General features: G+C 71.5%; 14 protein-coding genes. All 14 read right to left on the bottom strand.

Annotated elements, in window-relative coordinates; translation table 11 throughout:
* Nucleotides 1–136: 136 nt before the first annotated feature.
* Entirely contained in the window at nucleotides 137–523 is a 387-nt protein-coding gene (locus AZL_RS09325; protein ID WP_042442879.1) for a response regulator, read from the bottom strand.
* Between the two features lie 95 nt (nucleotides 524–618).
* Nucleotides 619–957: an STAS domain-containing protein gene (locus tag AZL_RS09330; protein WP_012974382.1), complete on the bottom strand. Its 339-nt coding sequence runs from the start codon at nucleotides 955–957 to the stop codon at nucleotides 619–621.
* A gap of 34 nt (nucleotides 958–991) precedes the next feature.
* Complete coding sequence (locus AZL_RS09335) at nucleotides 992–3,244, bottom strand: PP2C family protein-serine/threonine phosphatase (RefSeq protein ID WP_012974383.1); 2,253 nt, start codon at nucleotides 3,242–3,244, stop codon at nucleotides 992–994.
* A 9-nt stretch (nucleotides 3,245–3,253) separates the two neighbouring features.
* Complete coding sequence (locus AZL_RS09340) at nucleotides 3,254–4,699, bottom strand: HAMP domain-containing protein (protein WP_063828222.1); 1,446 nt, start codon at nucleotides 4,697–4,699, stop codon at nucleotides 3,254–3,256.
* The gene (locus tag AZL_RS09345) at nucleotides 4,696–5,541 is read right to left on the bottom strand and encodes a hypothetical protein (protein WP_148219270.1); all 846 of its coding nucleotides are present in this window, start codon (nucleotides 5,539–5,541) and stop codon (nucleotides 4,696–4,698) included. Before AZL_RS09345 ends, AZL_RS09340 begins: the two co-directional genes overlap by 4 nt.
* Nucleotides 5,542–5,569: 28 nt before the next feature.
* The gene (locus tag AZL_RS09350; RefSeq protein ID WP_012974386.1) at nucleotides 5,570–6,427 is read right to left on the bottom strand and encodes a GNAT family N-acetyltransferase; all 858 of its coding nucleotides are present in this window, start codon (nucleotides 6,425–6,427) and stop codon (nucleotides 5,570–5,572) included.
* Nucleotides 6,428–6,437: 10 nt separating this feature from the next.
* The gene (locus tag AZL_RS09355) at nucleotides 6,438–7,505 is read right to left on the bottom strand and encodes an ABC transporter substrate-binding protein (RefSeq protein WP_012974387.1); all 1,068 of its coding nucleotides are present in this window, start codon (nucleotides 7,503–7,505) and stop codon (nucleotides 6,438–6,440) included.
* A 5-nt stretch (nucleotides 7,506–7,510) separates the two neighbouring features.
* On the bottom strand, nucleotides 7,511–9,682 hold the full coding sequence (locus tag AZL_RS37395) for an MFS transporter (protein WP_012974388.1): 2,172 nt from the start codon (nucleotides 9,680–9,682) through the stop codon (nucleotides 7,511–7,513).
* A complete protein-coding gene (locus AZL_RS09365; protein WP_012974389.1) occupies nucleotides 9,679–10,452 on the bottom strand; it encodes a hypothetical protein in 774 nt (257 codons plus the stop codon). The genes AZL_RS37395 and AZL_RS09365 overlap by 4 nt, the downstream gene beginning before the upstream one ends.
* Before the next feature lie 30 nt (nucleotides 10,453–10,482).
* Nucleotides 10,483–11,817: a type VI secretion system baseplate subunit TssK gene (gene tssK, locus AZL_RS09370; protein WP_012974390.1), complete on the bottom strand. Its 1,335-nt coding sequence runs from the start codon at nucleotides 11,815–11,817 to the stop codon at nucleotides 10,483–10,485.
* Between the two features lie 44 nt (nucleotides 11,818–11,861).
* On the bottom strand, nucleotides 11,862–13,028 hold the full coding sequence (locus AZL_RS09375) for a type VI secretion system-associated FHA domain protein (RefSeq protein ID WP_012974391.1): 1,167 nt from the start codon (nucleotides 13,026–13,028) through the stop codon (nucleotides 11,862–11,864).
* A gap of 4 nt (nucleotides 13,029–13,032) precedes the next feature.
* Nucleotides 13,033–13,617 carry a DUF6931 family protein gene (locus AZL_RS09380; protein WP_012974392.1) on the bottom strand — a complete coding sequence of 195 codons (585 nt, stop codon included), beginning with the start codon at nucleotides 13,615–13,617 and terminating at the stop codon, nucleotides 13,033–13,035.
* Nucleotides 13,618–13,677: 60 nt separating this feature from the next.
* A complete protein-coding gene (locus tag AZL_RS09385; RefSeq protein WP_012974393.1) occupies nucleotides 13,678–15,798 on the bottom strand; it encodes a type VI secretion system Vgr family protein in 2,121 nt (706 codons plus the stop codon).
* A gap of 122 nt (nucleotides 15,799–15,920) precedes the next feature.
* Nucleotides 15,921–16,397, bottom strand: coding sequence for an Hcp family type VI secretion system effector (locus tag AZL_RS09390; RefSeq protein WP_012974394.1), 477 nt, complete (start codon nucleotides 16,395–16,397; stop codon nucleotides 15,921–15,923).
* Between the last annotated feature and the right edge of the window lie 152 nt (nucleotides 16,398–16,549).

A 16,549-nucleotide genomic window follows, 5' to 3' on the forward strand; every position in this document is an offset into this window, starting at 1 on the left:
GTCAATTCCGGGAGGTCTGGCATGATGCTTGCGTGGTGATCTGTGGTTGGTTCCACGCTTCACTTGCGGCCTCGGCGTTTTCGCGCCGGGGCCGTTTTCTTTTTCGCCCCATTATTGGGCAGATGCCGCGAACTGCTTAATTTGGCAGCGCCTGGTCGAGCAGACGGGCGACCGCCGCCCCCAACTCCTCATTGAGGAAGGGCTTGTAGATGATCTCATCCGCATTGAACATGCGGGTCATCTTCAACAGATAGCCGGCCGGCATGTTGGGGGCACCGCCGGACATGGCGAGGATCTTCACATCGGGCTGGGCGCTGCGGGCGACCTTGATCACTTCGATCCCATCGACCTCCGGCATCAGCACGTCGGTGACGATCAGGTCGAAGCTGCGGCGGTCGAGCGCGCGGATGGCGGCTCGGCCATTCTCGGCCTCGGTCACGTCGAACCCGCGCCCCTCCAAATAGCCGGCGACGGAGAGCCGCACGGCCGGGGAGTCCTCGACAACCAGGATGTTTGACGGCATGGCAGTTTCCATCATGCATCCGGTCCCCCTTCTGGGGACCGCCTTATCGAAAAGCCGACCTCAGCCCGCCTCCGCTCTCCTCCCAGCCCCCCGGATCAGCCACCCAGCGCGGCCACCGCCGCCGCCGCGTCGGCATGGATCTCGAACAGCGACGAGAAGCCGCTGACATCGAACACCTCGCGGATGTGCGGCGCCATGGCGGACAGGGCGATCGACCCGCGCTTGACCCGCGCCGCCTTGGCGGCGACCAGCAGGCAACGAAGCCCGGCCGAACTGATGTAGGAAAGCTGGGCCATATCGACAACAAGCCGTGTGCCCTCGGTCCCGATGGCCGCCAGCAAAGCCGCCTCGAACCCGCTGGCATTGCCGCTGTCGATCCGTCCGTCGGCCCGCAGCACGGTCACGCCGTTGACCGACTGTTCGGTGATGTTCATACCCTAACCTCGCCTTATCCACAACGTTCGGGGGTTATAACATGCCGGCGTGCGCCGGACGATCCATTCGAGGTCCTGAGTCCATTCGAGGCACGGCGGCGCTTCCCCCGCCCTCGTCTCCTCCGCTCCCGCGCCAGCGCAGGACCAGGCAGGTGATGTCGTCGGACTGCGGCGCCCCGGCGGTGAAGCGGGAAAGGTCGGCCAGCACCCCGTCCAGCCCGTCGCGGGCCGACGCGCTGGCCTGACCGGCGACCGCGGCGGCCAGCCGGGGATCGCCATACATCACCTCCTCGCCGTCGAAGGCCTCGGTCACGCCGTCGGTGAACAGGACGACCATCTCGCCGGTATCCAGCGTCACGCTCCTCTCGCCGAACGGCATGTCGGGCATGGCGGCGAGCGCGATGCCGGGAATGCGCTCCAGCTCCCGCACCGCTCCAGACGCGGTCATGCGCAGCGGCGGGTTGTGGCCGCCGTTGGAATAGCAGAGGACGCCGGTGCGCAGGTCCAGCTCGCCATAGAAGACGGTGACGAACATCATCTGCTCGTTCTCCGCCGCCAGCAGATTGTTGACCCGGCGCAGGGTCTCGGCCGGGCCGACGCCGGATTCGGCGATGGCGCGCAGCATGGTGCGGGTGATCAGCATGAAGAAGGCGGCCGGGATGCCCTTGCCCGACACGTCGGCGATGACGAGGGCCACCTTGCTGTCGGAGATCGGGAAGAAATCGTAGAAGTCGCCGCCGACCTCCTTGGCCGGGATCATGCGGGCGGCGATGTCCAGCTCCGGCAGGTCGGGAAAGACCTGGGGCAGGATGGTCAGCTGCATGGTGCGGGCGATCTCCAGCTCCTGTTGCAGGCTGATCAGCCGCCGCTTGTCGGCCAACGCCTCGCGCAGGTCGCGCACCATCCGGGTCAACTGCACCTGCTGGGAGCCGACCCGCGTCGCCAGACGGGAGAATCCCAGCGCCAGCAGCCCCAGCTCGTCGCCCACCCCCTTGGACTGGGAGGACTGGGCGTCATAGGTTTCCGCCTCGATCTGGCGCAGCTCCTCCAGCAGGGTCTGGCGGGCATCCTCCTCCAGCGTGACGGCCAGCGCCTCCATCTGGCGGCGGATGAAGCGCTGCTGGCGGCGCAGGCGGCGTTCGCGCTGGCCGGCGCTGCGCTCGATCTCGCGCATGACGCCGCTGAAGACCTCCACCGCGCCGGCGATGCGGCCGATCTCGTCATTGCCGGCCGGCAGTTCGACATAGCCCATGGCCCGGCCATGGGAGAGATCCTGCAACGCCTTCACCGCGACGTCGAGCGTCGAGAAGTTGCGCCGCAGGAAGCCATAGAGCAGCCCCAGCGCGCCGAGCAGCACCAGCCCGACCGCGGCGACATAGGCGACCGACCACAGCGCCCGCTCCTCCACCTCCTGCGTCTCGTCGGTGGCGATCAGCACGGTGGCGACGCGCCCGCCGGCGAGGTCGGCGACCGGCAGGCTGGCCAGCCTGTAGCGGTGAAGGCCGCCAAGATCATGGGTGACGGTGAAATCGCCGATGCTGCGCTCGGCCGGCCGGACCAGCGGCTGGACCGCCGGCCACAGCGGATCGCTGGCGCCGTCCAGCACCTCGCCGCCGCGCGACACGGCGAAGATCCGCCCGCCCGTGTTCCGCCGCAGACCGTCGAGTGCCGCGGCGATGTCCAGCCCGGCCACCGCGGCGCCGGTGACGCCGGCCCCGCTGCCCGCTCCGCCGCCGGACCCGGTCCCGGCATAGATCGGCACCCCGGCCACCACCACCAGGCGCTCGCCATTCACCAGATGGACGCCACGCGCCAGCTTCTGCCCGGACAGGATGGCGTCGAGCGCCCCCCGGTTCAGCAGCGGCGACGGATCGAGCGACGGATCGGTGCTGTAGAGCAGGTCGCCCGACTTCGACAGCAGGTTGATGTCGCTGATCCCGCCGCTGACGGCGAGGGTGGCCGGAGCTTGAATCGGAGCCGGAGCGGTGGCGGCCGGCGCCGGGAGGATCCCCAGCGCCGCGACCCGGCGGTCGAGCGCGCCGCGATCCTCCGCCTCCACCGCGCGGGCGATCTCGGCATCGCCGGCCAGCCGGCCGAGCCCCTGGTCGATGCGGCCGACGGCGCCCGCGACGGCGAGCTGCCAGGCGGTCTCCAGCCGGGCCAGCTCCAGCTCGCGCGCCCGGTGGTCGGCGGCATCCTCGCGCAGGGCGGCGAAACCGAGGAGAAGGCCAGCCACCACGGTGACGGTGGCGAGCACGAACAGGATGATGCGGGTCTGGAGCAGCATGGGGGCCTCTCAGCGCCGCGGATCGACGATGGGCCGCGCCAGCGGCAGCGCCAGTCCGGCGGACAGCAGGGCCGACACGGCGAGGATCCCGCCATCCCAGCCGAGGGCGGTTCCCCAGAGCGCGGCCGCGGACACGCCGATCCCCAGCGCCCGCAAGAGCGGCAGGACACCGGCGCCGCCGCACTGCCGCCGCACATAGGACAAGGCCACCCCGGCGGCGGCCCCACCGGCCAGCGCGGCCGAAACGGCGACGACGATACCCGCCGGCGACAGCGATCCGAAGGGAAGGATCAGGAGGGCGGCGGCGAGGCCGAGCAGAAGCAGGGCGGTCAGCGACGCGACCGGCCGGCGCCAGCCGGCGGGAACGGCATAACCGGCGGCGGCACCGCCGACCGCGCCAACGGCGGCGACCGCGACGGTCCCGGCGGGCATCGGCAGGCCGCCGCCCGCCGCCGCCAGCATCGCCGCGGCGGACAGGGCGAGCAGGGCGAAGCCGTGGACATCGTCGGGCCGGGGCTCGCTCTCGCGGCGGGGGGCCGCCTCCAGGCCGCGGCCGAGCGCCTCCAGCGCGGAGCGACGGGTGCGTTCGACCGCCTCGGCGACCTGCGGATCGAACACCGCCGCGCGCACCTCCTCGGCATGGGCGGCGAAGCGCTGGCGGCGGGCGTGCAGGCCGAAGACGACGGCGTTGAAGGACAGCAGCAGCCGGCCGACCTGATCGCGCGGGCGGCGGCCCAGCAGCGTGGCGAAGCGCCCGGCCGCGGCCTCCTCCATCGCGCGGGCCAGCCGGCGCAGCGGCACGCCGACGCTGGCGCGGACCAGCAGGGCGGCCAGTTCCGCCAGCGGCAGCAGAAGCGCCAGCGCGCCCAGCGCCACCGTCGCCAGCTCGCCGGCGATCTGGCCGCGCACCTGCTCCGGCCGCACGGCGACCAGCACATGGCCGGCCGGCGGCCGGCTCGCCCCGCCGCCACCGCCTTCCGAGGACAGGCGGTCGATGCGGACCGGCAGGCGCAGGATGAGGAAGCCGCCGCGCTCGACCGGCTCGAGGGTCGCGGCACGGGTCTCCGGGGTCGGCAGGCCGCGGAGCGAGGCGGCCAGCGCCTCCAGCCCCTTGCGGTCGAGGGGGGAGCCGGGGGCCGCCGCCCCCTGGAGCAGGGCGCCGTCGCCACCGGTCAGCGCCAGGAACCCGATGTCGGGGTTGCGGCCGGCGATGCCCTGGAGGAAGACGTCCACCCCTTCGATCCGGGCAAGCGGAATGCCGTGGCCGATGGCGCGTTCGAGATCATGCTGCACCGCCTGCGCCACGGCGGCGGCCTTGGCGGCGCGGGCCTCGGCCAGCTGTTCCTGCGCCAGCCGGGTGCCGAGCAGCCCGACCCCGGCGATGGCGAGCGCCGCCGCCAGCAGGACGAGGGCGGGAAGCCCGAGGGTGAAGGAACGATGCCGACCGGAAATCATGCGAGTTCGTCCAGGCGGGCGACCTCGCGCTCCGCCTCCTTCAGGATGGCCAGCCGCCGCCGCACCGCCTCGGTGAAGGCGGCGGCCGGCAGGCCGAGAGCCGCGGCGGCCGCGGCTGCCGGCGGAGCGGGACCGGGTCCGCCGGGAGCGGGCGACGCGCCGGGCGCCGTCTCCTCCTCCTCCAGCCGCTCCAGCGCGGCGGCGAGGCCGGCGAGCGACCGGCGCGGTCCGGCGGCCAGCCGCAGGCCCGCCAGCCAGCCGACCAGGAGCAGCGGCAGCGCGATCAGCACCGCGCCGATGGACAGGGTCAGGACATAATGGCGCATCGGCTCCGCCATCGCGCTGGGCGGCATGCGCACCAGGACGCTGCCGGCGGTGGTGTCGAAGCTGGTGGAAAGCCCGACGCCATAGATGCGCTCGGTCTCGCGCTCCTCCGACCAGAAGCCATCGCGCCCGTCGGCGCGACCATCGGCGCGACCATCGGCGGGACCGGCCGGATGATGGACCGGCAGTTCCTCCCCCACCTCGACCGCGTTGGTGGAGAACAGGATGATGCCGTCCTCGTCCAGGACGGCGACGGACTGGATGCCGGGCAGGGCGATGCGGGCGCGGGCCAGCAGCGCGTCGACCTGCGGCAGGTCGCCCAGCGCCAGCCCGAGATTGAGCTGGGTCTCGAGCGACGCCTTGGCCTCGCTCAGCACGAAATCGACCTGGGAGGTCACGGCCTCGTCCAGGCGGCGCGCCTGTTCGCGCGTCCACAGCACGACGGCGGACAGGCTGGCGACGAACACCGCCACCGCCATGAACGCCGCCAGCCGCGCCGCGAAACCGCCCGTTCCCATCCCGTCCATCCCCCCAAGCGACAGCCGGTCAGCGCAAATCCCGATCCAAATCGGTCCGCTCCCGGCCGCACAGCGCGTACCAACGCAACGTGGCTCCCTCACCCGCCCCCTGGCCCGCCCCCTGGCCCGCCCCCTGGCCCGCCCCCTGGTGGCCGGCAGAGACGCGCGCCCAGACATGGCCGCGCTCGAACACGTCCCAGCGGGCCGCCAGCTCCTCCACCGCCACCAGCTCGGCGCTGGCGGGGTCGAAGACGGGATCGGCGGCGAAATCGCGGTGGACCAGCAGCCGCACCAGATCACCGCCGACCCGGACCAGCCGCTTTGGATAGATGCCGTGGCGGGCAAGATGGCCCCAGCTGCGGTGGTTGCGCGTGCTGACCGTGGTGACGAGATGCCGGCGGCCCAGCGCCTCCGTCACCTCGATCCGCCAGTCGATCAGGCGGTGATGCAGGCCGCGCCCGCGCTCCGACGGGTCCACCATCGCCGACGACATATGCGCCACCCAGGGCAGCTCCGCCTCCGGCAGATCGAGGTCACGGCCCCGGTTGGGCTCGTCTCCCGACGGCAGGCCGAGCGCGCCATAGGCGACCAGCCTGCCCTTGCGGAAGATGCCGGCGGTCAGGCCACGGTCGCCCAGATGGTCGGCGACGAAATTGCCCACCTCGCCCACCATGCGGTAATGGTCGGGATCCTCCAGCATCGCCACCACCCGGACGCGGAAGTCGGCCAGCAGGCCGGAATCGTCCAGATCCATCAGGCGGACCGTCAGTCCGTCCGGCAGATCGGCGGCCAGCGCCTTCAGCCGGAGGGCGGCCACCGCCCGCGCGGCGTCGCCACGCGGGGGAAACGCGCCGCAGGACAGGACGACGGGGGGCGGGACACTCATGACAGGCCACTCATGATTCGATGATTTCCGCGAAGTTCAGCAGGCCGATGGGCGGGTAATATTCCAGCGACCGCACCGTCGCCATGTTGATGATGACGGAGAAGCGTTTCAGCGTTTCCACCGGAATCCCGGCCGGGCTGGTGCCGTCGAGCAGGATCTGCGCCGCCTTGAAGGCGGTGAAGCGGCCGATGCCGTAGGCGCTGCTCGCCAGCGCCAGCATCGCCCTGTCGGTGCGCACGATCAGCTCCGTCACCGAGAAGGTCGGCAGGCGCAGGCGCAGCGCCTCCGCCGCGACGACGGCGCGGTTGTGGAAGGCGATGAAGGTGTCCGGGCCGATATACAGAACCTCGGCCCCGCGCCGCGCCACCCGCGCCAGCGCGTCGGGCACGGCGGCGGCGATCGGCTCGCCGCGGTCGTTCAGCGGCACCGGCTCCTCGATCAGCTCCAGCCCGCGCAGCGCCGATTCCGCCCGCAGCCCCTCGATGGTGAGGATCGAGTTGCGCTCCTGCGGATTGTAGACGATGCCCAGCCGCTTGATCGGGCGATAGGCCTGGATGGTGTTCAGCTGCACCGCGATCGGCGCGATGTGGATGGTGCCGGTGACATTGCGCCCGGGATGGCCGAGATCGGGCACGATCCGCGCGTCCACCGGTGCCGCGACGAAGGTGAAGACGACCGGGATGTCGGTGATGAACTTGCGCGGGTCGGCGTCGTCATAGGGGCCGACGAGGCCGCGGGTCTGCGGCGTGCCCCAGCTGTAGATCAGATCGGGCCGGGTATCCCGGATCTCCTCGATGATGCCGGGCAGCTTGGCGGTGTCGCCGCCGGTGTTGCGGATGGTGTAGTCGACCTTCAGGCCGCGGCGGGCCAGATAGTCCTTGAAGCCGAATTCATTGTCGCTCTCGCCGCGCCCCAGCACCATGGTGATGCGGAAGGTCCGGTCGGGAACGGCGGCGGCGAGCGCCCCGCCGGCAAGGGACAGCCCCGGCAAGGCGAGGGCGCCGCCGGCGGCCAGCCGCAGGAGCGAGCGGCGCCGGATGCGGGGAAGGGGGTCGTCGTCGAAGAGGGGCGCGGTCATCGCGGTCATGCCTCCTGCGGACGGGCCGCGGGTGCGGACGGCCGGCGGGGTCGGAAGAGGATCCAGAACAGCAGGGCGCTCGCCCCGCACAAGAGGCCGATGCCGAGCATCGCCTCGCGGTAGGAGGTGGCGACCGCCACCGCCATGGCGGTGACGGGGCCGAGCGCCCCGCCCAGCCGCTCGACCAGCCGGTACCAGCCGATGGCCGCCGTCTCGGGCAGGCCGCCCTCGCGGGCGATCTGCGAGACCAGCGTCAGCTGCGGCGCCCCCACCAGCGCCTGGGACAGGCCGAACAGGGCGATGGCCAGCGGCGGTCCCCACAGCGCCTGGGTGGCGACGATGGGCAGGCAGCTCGCCAGCGTGCCGAGGCCGCCGGCGGCGATGAAGCCGCGCCGCGCCTGCCAGCGGTCGGACAGGCTGGCGGCCAGCGGCGACACCAGGATGAAGGCGACGAAATACATCATCTGCACCCGGCCGATCTCGGCCTTGCTGGAGCCGTCGGCGGTCAGCAGGAGCGGAACGAGGCAGAAGAGGAAGGCGGTGGAGGCGATCTTGGTCGGAATCGCGCTGAGCAGCATCAGGGCGGAGAAGCGGAAATCGCCGAACAGGGCGCGGAACAGGCGCCAGCCGCCGGCCATGACGGGAGCCTGGCCGGTGGCCGCCGCCGGGCGGGCCGCGGCGCGGCCGCGCAGCAGCAGCAGGCTGACCGACAGCCCGGACCCCAGCGCCAGCGCCGACCCCAGCAGGAAGGTGGCGCGGAACCCGACCTGATCGGCGATGATGCCGCCGCCGACCGGGCCGCAGACCCCGGCGGCCAGCAGGGCGCCGATGAACATCGCCATGCCGGCGGCGCGGTTGCGCGGCGTGCTGTGGTCGACGACGATGCCCTGGGCGGTGATCAGCACCAGCCCATAGCCGAGCGCGGTCAGGCAGCGCCACGCCAGCAGCTCGAACAGCGACCCGGCCGACGCGGTCAACGCCAGCCCGACGGCGCCCAGAAGCGCCCCGATGGTGAAGGAGCGCGCCCGGCCCCAGCGTTCGGAGAAGCGGGCGCCGCCCGGCTGCGACAGCGCCCAGATCAGCATGAACAGCGTGATCGGCAGGCCGACCACCAGGTCGGGCGTCAGCCACGGCACGGCGCCGGCGAAGGATTTGGCATAGGCCGGCAGGAAGGGGCGCGACAGCTCCTCCGACAGGCAGAACAGGAAGACGGGAAGCCGCAGGAAGACCAGGTTCAACGGCGCCGGCGCGACCTCCCCCGGATCGCGGAAACGGAAACGCCGGCCGAGCGCGGCCAGCCCGGCCTCCGCCCGGCCGACGCGCGGGTCGTCGGCGCCCAGCCGGCGCCGCAACCGCGCCACCCGCGCGGCGAGGCCGGCATGGCGGACATTCACGCCGTCGAGCGCGTCGCGCACCCCGGCCTCCAGCGCGCGATCGTCGGTGACGGCGACGGCGGTGGCGGCGGCGGTGGAGGTGGTGGGGACGGCCGGCAGCGTGGCGCGGAAATCGCCCTCCTCCGCCCGGTCGGCCAGCAGCCGCAGGGTCAGCACCCGCCGCATGGCGAGATTGACGACCAGTTGCAGCACTTCGAAGATCAGCAGGACGGAGACGATGACCACCGACAGCACGTCCAGCGCCAGATCGGTCGACGCCTTGGCCAGGAAGGCGCTGTCCACGCCGATATGCAGCGCGCCGGCGGCGCCGACCTTGCCGCCGCCGAGCGGGCGTTCGATGTCGACGAAGCCGTCCACCAGCCGTCCGTCGTCCGCTCCGGCCAACCGGTCGGGCGGCACCGCGGCGACCCCGGCGGCGAGCCCGGCAAGCGGCCTGCCCGCCGCGGCCACGACATGGCCGGCGGGATCGGTGACCGCGATGTAGGCGATGTCGGCGTGACGCTGCACCTCGGCCGCCAGCAGGGAATCGAGACCGGCCATGCGGTTCAGCGGAATGCGCACGCCGAGCCCGCGGTCGATCTGCGCCGCCAGCAGGTCGCCGACCGTCCGCGCCTTGCGCGCCAGTTCCGGCTGGAACAGCGGGTCGAAGCTGCGCAGCGACAGCCAGGAGGCGGCCCCCGCCGCCAGCAGCAGAACCGCCACCGTGACGATGGTCAGCCGGAGCACCAGGGCGGCGATCGGGTCGCGCCGCCGGTCCGCCGCCCGCTGTGCAGCGCCGGTCATGCCACCCCCCGCGACACCATGGGTGCCATGGCGTCCAGTTCGCGCTCCAACTCCTCCATGGCGAGATCGGCGTCGGCGATGCCCCGGGTCAGGCGGTCGCGCACGATGTCCAGGCTGCCCTGGCCGCCCCGGCCGCCGGCCCCGCCCCCACCCGGCCCGGTGGTGGGCCCGGTGGACCGCAGGCCGCCCCGGCGCACCACGAGGAAGACGGCGGCCAGCGTCGCCAGCGCGGCGACGCCGACCAGCGCCAGCGTGCCGGCATGCAGCCCGCCCTCGACCGCCGCCACCCGCTCGCGCAGGCCGGCGAGGGAGGAGCGCAGGATCACCTCGCCAACCGTCTGGCCGAAGCTGTTGCGCACCCCGGTGCCGACGATCAGGACATCGCCGGCGATCCGCTGGCGCAGGCCGTCGCCGGCATCGCCGGTCCAGCGGTCCGGGCCGGGATGGCCGACGGCGCCGCGGTCGGAGGCGAACAGCACGGTGCCGCGCTCGTCCACCACCTCGACGCCGAGGATGTCCTCACCGGTGGCGGCCCGTTCGGCCTGGGCCTGGAGATCGACCAGTTCGGACAGGTCAAGCCCCAGCGTCAGGCCATATTCGACCCGGCGCCGCATCTCGTCGGCCACCACCGTCAGGCGGGAGGCCGAGATCTCGCGCAGCTTCTGTTCGAACTTCAGTTCGGAAAGGGCGACCGACAGCAGCACGGCGGTCGCGACCGTCGCCGCGATGACCGCGCCGGTTCGCAGGGCCAGGACCCCGCCGAGCCTCATCGCGCCCCCGCATGGCGGAATGGTGATCTGTCAGCCACGGATCGCCCAAAGCTCCATCGTCACCTGGGGGAAATCACCTGCCAGATGAACCGCGATTCCGCCGGACGTTGCAAGCTGTTTCCAAATCGGGCTACCGCGTTCGAGCTCGAAATACACGGCGCCGGCATGGTAGGGCAGCTGGCGCGGCGCGACCGGCAGCGGCCTTACTCGGATACCGGGAAGCTGTACATTGACCAGTTCGCGGATTTGTTCGACCGGACCGATCTTCACCAGCGCCGGGAAGTTGCGGCGCAGGGTCTCGCCCGGCATGTCCGCCCGCACCGCCAGCACGAAGGTCGCGGTGGTGATCAACGTGCGGTCGGCGATGGTGCCGACGCGGATGCCATATTTGCGCTCCTGAAGATCGATGGGAACCGCCGTCTGCTCCAGCACCGCGCTGAGCGAGCGGCGAACCTCCGCCATCACCGGTTCCAGCGTGCCCTGGAGGTCGTCGTGCCGATAGGGCGGGAAGGCGGGCGGACGCTTGTTCAGCGCGGTGAAGGTGGCCAGTTCGCCGGCCAGCGACAGCATCATGCCGTGCAGCCGTTCGGGATGGATGTCGGGCATGCGGGCGATGTTGGCGAACAGCGGCTCGCTGCGGTTGGCGACCTGGAGCATCAGGAAGTCGGCCATCTCGCCGGCGCCGCGCCCGTTGGACCCGCCGACGCGGGCGGCCAGCGCTTCGGCCCGGCTGTTCAGCAGTCCCTGGATTTCGGTGACGAAGCCGGCCAGCGGCGCCAGCGCCTGGACATTGAGGGCAGGCGGGATGTAGCGCTCGTCCAGCGTGGCGCGGCGGTCCGACCGCACCTCCTGGATGCGGGCGAGGCCCAGGCAGTGGTAGCCGGCCCGTTCCTGCCGCTCCAGCCGGTAGCGCAGCCGCAACCGCCCGGTGCGGATGCGCGACACGCTGGCCGAACCGGCGACGGCGTCGACCGTCTCGCCCTCCTCGCCGACATAGCGGGTGGCGGTGTCGGCGCTCTCGCCCACCTCGAACTCGACGCCGCCGCGCTGGCGCACCGGCAATGCCAGATAGACGATGCTGTTCGCCAGCGTTTCGGGCAGGTCGAGCGGCGGCGGCGGATCGTCGTCGTCGGGGATGTTGATCGGCGTCCCGTCCTCCAGGATGCCCTTGCAGCGCAGCACGGCGAATTTGCCGACCGCCAGAAGCTCGCGGTTGACCGTCAGCTCGCTGATGCCCCAGGCGAAGGGACGCAGGCCGGCGACCCGGCCGCGCACCAGCCGTTCGACATAGCGGTCCTGCTGCTGGAAATGCTGCGCCCGCAGGAACATGCCTTCGGACCAGATGACCTTGTCGTCCCAACTCATGGGCGCTTTTCCTCTTGCGGGCGGGTGTGCGTCGTCATCGGGGATCAGCCGCCGAGCGCATGGCGGTGGACCGGCAGAAGCCGACGGTAGAGCGCGGCCAGCCGCGCACCGCCATCGGCGGTCTCCCCGGCCAGCTCGCGCACCGCCGCCAGCAGCGCCGACTGGTGGGCGATGGCGGCGGACGCGGCGGAGCGGAGCAGCGCCTCGGCCTCGGCCGGCGGCAGGGCGCGCAGACGGGCCAGCGCGTCGGCGCCATCGGCGGCCCGCAGCAGCGGGGAGTCGCCCAGAGCACGCGTCTCCTCCGGATCAAGGCCGAGCAGGGAGTCCAGCGCCGCCTGCTGGCGGACCAGCGACAGCACCACGTCGGCCAGCGCCCGCGCCAACGGGTCGGCGGCCGGGGCCGGTGTCGGACGGTTGCCGAAGGCCGGCGGCACCAGCGGCGCGTCCGCCCAGTCGTCGGGCAAATGGGCGGAGCCCACCGACGGGATCGCTGGCGGCGGAAAGGGCGGCGTGTCGAGCGGCTCGTCCAGCCAATCCTCGGGAATCGTCATGCCGCCGGCACCGGCGGCGGAGCCGAAGCCGGGCGACTCCGCCGCCACCCGGATGGTGCCGAGACTGTCGGGGGCGAAGTCGGGCTGCGCCGAGCCGGGCCAGTCGGCATCGCGTCCATCGGCGGCAGCGGTGGGCTGCCAGCCGCCCGACGTTCCGCCGCTCCTGCGGTCGCCGGCCCGGCCGAACAGATCCTCGTCGTCCGGGATCGGCATCACCGGCACCGGACCGCGGCCGAAGGCCGGCGGGGCGAAGGGGTCGTCCTCCGCCACGGCCGGACGGGCCGGCGCGTCGGCGCCGCGCAGCACCGCCAGGAACGGATCGTTGGCGGGCGGCGCCTCCTCGGCGGCGAAGCCGGCGCGCATGACGAAGCCGCCCATGCGCAGCCGGTCGCCCTCCCCCACCACCGCGGAGTTGCCGCGGCCGATGGCGGTCGGCGACTCGTTCAGGAAGACGCCGTTGGTCGAGCTGTCGATGACGACATAGACGCCGCCCTTGAACTCCACCATGCAGTGGGTCTTGGACAGCGTGCGGTCCGGGTCGTGCAGCACCCAGTCGCAGTCGGGACCGCGGCCGATCACCAGCCGGCCGCCGCCGAGGTCGCGGGCGATGTCGCCGCCCTGCGACGGCGGGCATTGGACCAGGGTCAGGCGCAGCTTCATCGCCTCATCCCCCGACCTTGCCGCTGCCGCCATTGGCGATGTCGAGCGCCTGGACCAGGGCGGCGCGATGGCGGGCCTTGATCTCCTTCGGTACGGATGCCGCGGCGAGCAGCACGGCGGCGGATGCCGCGGTGCCGGTCAGCCCGTCGCCCGGCGGCACCACCACCGGCGCATCCGGCGGGGCGAGGCTGCCGCCCGACCAGAAGGCGGCCATGGCGGCATAGGCGCAGGCGGTCTCGAAATTCATCGCCTCGGCCGGGGCGAAGCAGGCACGGCGGTTCTCCTCCGTCGGGCGGAAGACCCAGGCCTCCGCCGCCTCCAGCGCCGCGCCGTCGGCGGGGGCGGGATCCGGCGGCAAGGCGCCGCGGGCGGCCAGACAGCCCCACCACACCGCCTCGCGCCGCGGCAGGGCGATGGCCAGCAGGCGGATGGCGTCGGCGTGCAGGTCGGCGTCGATCAGCGCCTTGAGGAAGGCCGCCGTCGGGGCGTTGGGCGCGAGCAGCGCCTTGGCCTCCTCCGACAGATCCAGCCCCGCGACCGCTTCGGCCGCGCGGGCGAAGCGCAACTTCGGCAACAACCCGATGTCCACCGTCCCACTCCCCCGTCCCAACCCCGCCATAAGCACCGCCCCGCCGCGGGCGGCGGTTCGTCAATTGATGGTTACCACGCCGCCCTTGACCTGGACCATCCCATCGCCGTTCAGCTGGGTCATCGCGCCCTTGATCTGGACCTGGGCGTCGCCGGTGACCTTGACCATGGTGCCCTTGATGGTGACGCCGCTCTGATCGATCTTGACGCTGTTGGCGCCGACCTTCAACTCGATGGCGGTGGTGGCCTCCAGGGTGATCTTGCCGGTGCCGGCCTTCACCGACACGTCGCCGAGGCCGAGCTTCAGCGCATAATCGCCGTTCTTCACGTCGATCAGCATGTTGCCCTGTCCGACGGTCAGGCTGTCGTTGCCCTGCCCGACCTTCACCGTCCGGTTGCCCTGGCCGACGGTGTGGGTGTCGTCGCCCTGGCTGACGGTGACGCTGCGGTCGCCCTGCCCGACCGTCAGCGACTGGTTCCCCTTGCTGACCTCGTGGCTGTCGTCGCCCTCCGACACGGTGACGCTGCGTTTGCCTTTGGATATCGTGATCGTCTCGTTGCCTTCCGACACCGTTTCGGTGCGGTCGTTCTTGATGGTGATGGTCTGGTCGTGATCGACCTGGAGGCTGTCGTCATTCTCCACCACCCGCTTGAAGTCCTTCTGAGCGTGGACATAGATCTCCTCGGCGTCCTTCTTGTCCTCGAAGCGCAGCTCGTTGAAGGCCGTCGCGTCGCCGCCCTTGCTGGAGCGGGTCTTGATGCCGCTCTGCGTCTTGTTGTCGGGCAGCGTGTAGGGCGGCATGTTCTCGCCGTTATAGACGCAGCCGACGATCAGCGGCCGGTCGGGGTCGCCGCCGATATAGTCGACCAGCACCTCCATGCCGACGCGCGGGGTGAACAGGGTGCCCCAGTTCCTGCCGGCCATGGCCTGGGCGACGCGCAGCCAGACGAAGCTCTTCTCGTCATTGGCGCCCTTGCGGTCCCAATGGAACTGCACCCGGACCCGGCCATACTTGTCGCAATAGATCTCCTCGCCGCTGGGGCCGACCACAGTCGCGGTGTCCGGCCCATGGGTGCGCGGGCGCGGCACCGGCGGCGGGCGGAACACCGTGGCGTCGGGAATCGCGGTGAAACGGCAGGAGAAGCCGGGCGTGCCGCCGGCATTGCCGAGATGGCTCTCGTCATGGGCGCTCAGCGCCAGGTCGGTCAGGACATAACCCTTGCCGACCTCCGCCGCCACGGCATGGGCGGTCAGGGATATCTTGCCGCCGGCGAACAGGCCGCGATAGGTCGCCGACGCCTCCACCCGCTCATAGCCGGTCTCCGTCTCCTCCATGCGCAGACGGGACAGATCGGTGCCGTCGGCCTTGACCATATGGCCGGCATGATGGTCGAACCGTTCGTGCGGCTTGAAGGCGGACACCCCCAGCACGGTGGCGGTGCTGGCGGTCAGGTCGGCGCCGGGGGTTTCGAAATTATAGTCCGTCAACGTCCATTTGCCGGACACGTAGGATTGCGCGTGCGACCAGCCCTCGATCGCCAGCATGCTGCCCTGGGCCGAGGCGGCATGGACGACCTCCTTGTCCAGGCAATCGGTGTAGCCCGACGCGCTGTCGCTCAGGATCAGCGTATGCTTGCCGGCCTCGTGCTGGAAATAGAAATAGATGCCCTCGTCCCGCAGCAGGCGGGCGATGAAGTCGTAATGGGTCTCGCGGTACTGGACGCAGACCGGCCGGGCGTTGTGGGTGCCGGACAGGCCCTGCCTCCTCACCTCGGTCACGCCGCAGTCGGACAGGACGGCATCGACGATCTGGACGACGCTCTTCTCCTGGAAGACCCGGCAGTCGGAGCGCAGGGTGGCCAGCCACAGGCTCGGAACGATCTCCACCGTGTATTGGCGGTGGCCGCGCAGGGCCAGCGGCCCGGCGGAAAAGCCGCTGACGATGCCGTTGACGACACGCGGATCGCCGCCCTTGCGGGCGATGGACAAGGTCAGCGACTTGCCCAGCATGTCGGCCGGGGCGATGGTCATCCGTGGGGAGACCAGTGTGATGGTGTAGCGGAACAGGCGCGACAGCCCCTCCTCCCCCTCGACGGCCACCGGGATCAGCACGTCCGCGCCGAGCGGCGAGGTCAGCGACAGAAGCCGGCCGGTCTGCGAGAGGGTGGGCGCATCCGACATGCGGGCTTGGTCCTATGGGTGGAAACCGATGGTGGGGAAAGGACCCGCCCCGCTCCCTCCCCTCCCCCGGCGGGCGGGCGGGGGTGGGGAGGGAGCGGGGCGGGTCCGGCGACGGGGCCTTATCAGGCGCTCTTGGTCGTCGACAGGTCGTAGGAGACCGAGATCGGCGTGCCGGCCTTGTTCTTGTCGTCGTAGGGGATGAACTTGTACTCCATCTTGGTGAAGCTGATGGAGATCGACTCCGACGGACGGTCACCGCCGGACGACATCGAATAGGACGAGACCAGGGCGTTGGTCAGGGTGTATTCGGCGTAGGTGTTGCCCGGGTTGCCGGTGGTGACGAGGTGGATCTGCACCTTCTTGCCGATGGCGCCGGTGCAGGACTCGACGAAGAACTTCGGCGAGGAGCTGTCCATCATCTTGCTGATGGTCACTTCCGACACCGACGGCTCCGACGCCTCGCGGTTGGCGGTCGAGCCCGACGGGGTGCTGATGGCGCGGCCGACGCCCCACTGGAGCGAACCGACGTCGAGCCACTTCTTGTGGGACTCGTGCGTCGCCTCACCGTCGATGCCGTCATACTTTACATAGATCGCCATGTTGGTCTCCTCGCTCTCTTGAAGGTCGGTCTTAACGGGAAAGGGTTAACGGTATTTTATGGTTACGAAAGACTTGAGACGGCCGCGGTGACGGGCATCACGGCCCGCCGCTTTCCCCGGCCGCCCCCGGCTCTCCCGCGTCGGGCTCCGCC

The organism is Azospirillum sp. B510, from assembly GCF_000010725.1.
GTDB lineage: Bacteria > Pseudomonadota > Alphaproteobacteria > Azospirillales > Azospirillaceae > Azospirillum > Azospirillum lipoferum_B.

Bases quoted from the DNA above. Each gene is read 5' to 3' on its own strand.
- AZL_RS09325 (WP_042442879.1), bottom strand. From the start codon at position 523: ATGCCGTCAAACATCCTGGTTGTCGAGGACTCCCCGGCCGTGCGGCTC.
- AZL_RS09330 (WP_012974382.1), bottom strand. From the start codon at position 957: ATGAACATCACCGAACAGTCGGTCAACGGCGTGACCGTGCTGCGGGCC.
- AZL_RS09335 (WP_012974383.1), bottom strand. From the start codon at position 3,244: ATGCTGCTCCAGACCCGCATCATCCTGTTCGTGCTCGCCACCGTCACC.
- AZL_RS09340 (WP_063828222.1), bottom strand. From the start codon at position 4,699: ATGATTTCCGGTCGGCATCGTTCCTTCACCCTCGGGCTTCCCGCCCTC.
- AZL_RS09345 (WP_148219270.1), bottom strand. From the start codon at position 5,541: ATGGGAACGGGCGGTTTCGCGGCGCGGCTGGCGGCGTTCATGGCGGTG.
- AZL_RS09350 (WP_012974386.1), bottom strand. From the start codon at position 6,427: ATGAGTGTCCCGCCCCCCGTCGTCCTGTCCTGCGGCGCGTTTCCCCCG.
- AZL_RS09355 (WP_012974387.1), bottom strand. From the start codon at position 7,505: ATGACCGCGCCCCTCTTCGACGACGACCCCCTTCCCCGCATCCGGCGC.
- AZL_RS37395 (WP_012974388.1), bottom strand. From the start codon at position 9,682: ATGACCGGCGCTGCACAGCGGGCGGCGGACCGGCGGCGCGACCCGATC.
- AZL_RS09365 (WP_012974389.1), bottom strand. From the start codon at position 10,452: ATGAGGCTCGGCGGGGTCCTGGCCCTGCGAACCGGCGCGGTCATCGCG.
- tssK (WP_012974390.1), bottom strand. From the start codon at position 11,817: ATGAGTTGGGACGACAAGGTCATCTGGTCCGAAGGCATGTTCCTGCGG.
- AZL_RS09375 (WP_012974391.1), bottom strand. From the start codon at position 13,028: ATGAAGCTGCGCCTGACCCTGGTCCAATGCCCGCCGTCGCAGGGCGGC.
- AZL_RS09385 (WP_012974393.1), bottom strand. From the start codon at position 15,798: ATGTCGGATGCGCCCACCCTCTCGCAGACCGGCCGGCTTCTGTCGCTG.
- AZL_RS09390 (WP_012974394.1), bottom strand. From the start codon at position 16,397: ATGGCGATCTATGTAAAGTATGACGGCATCGACGGTGAGGCGACGCAC.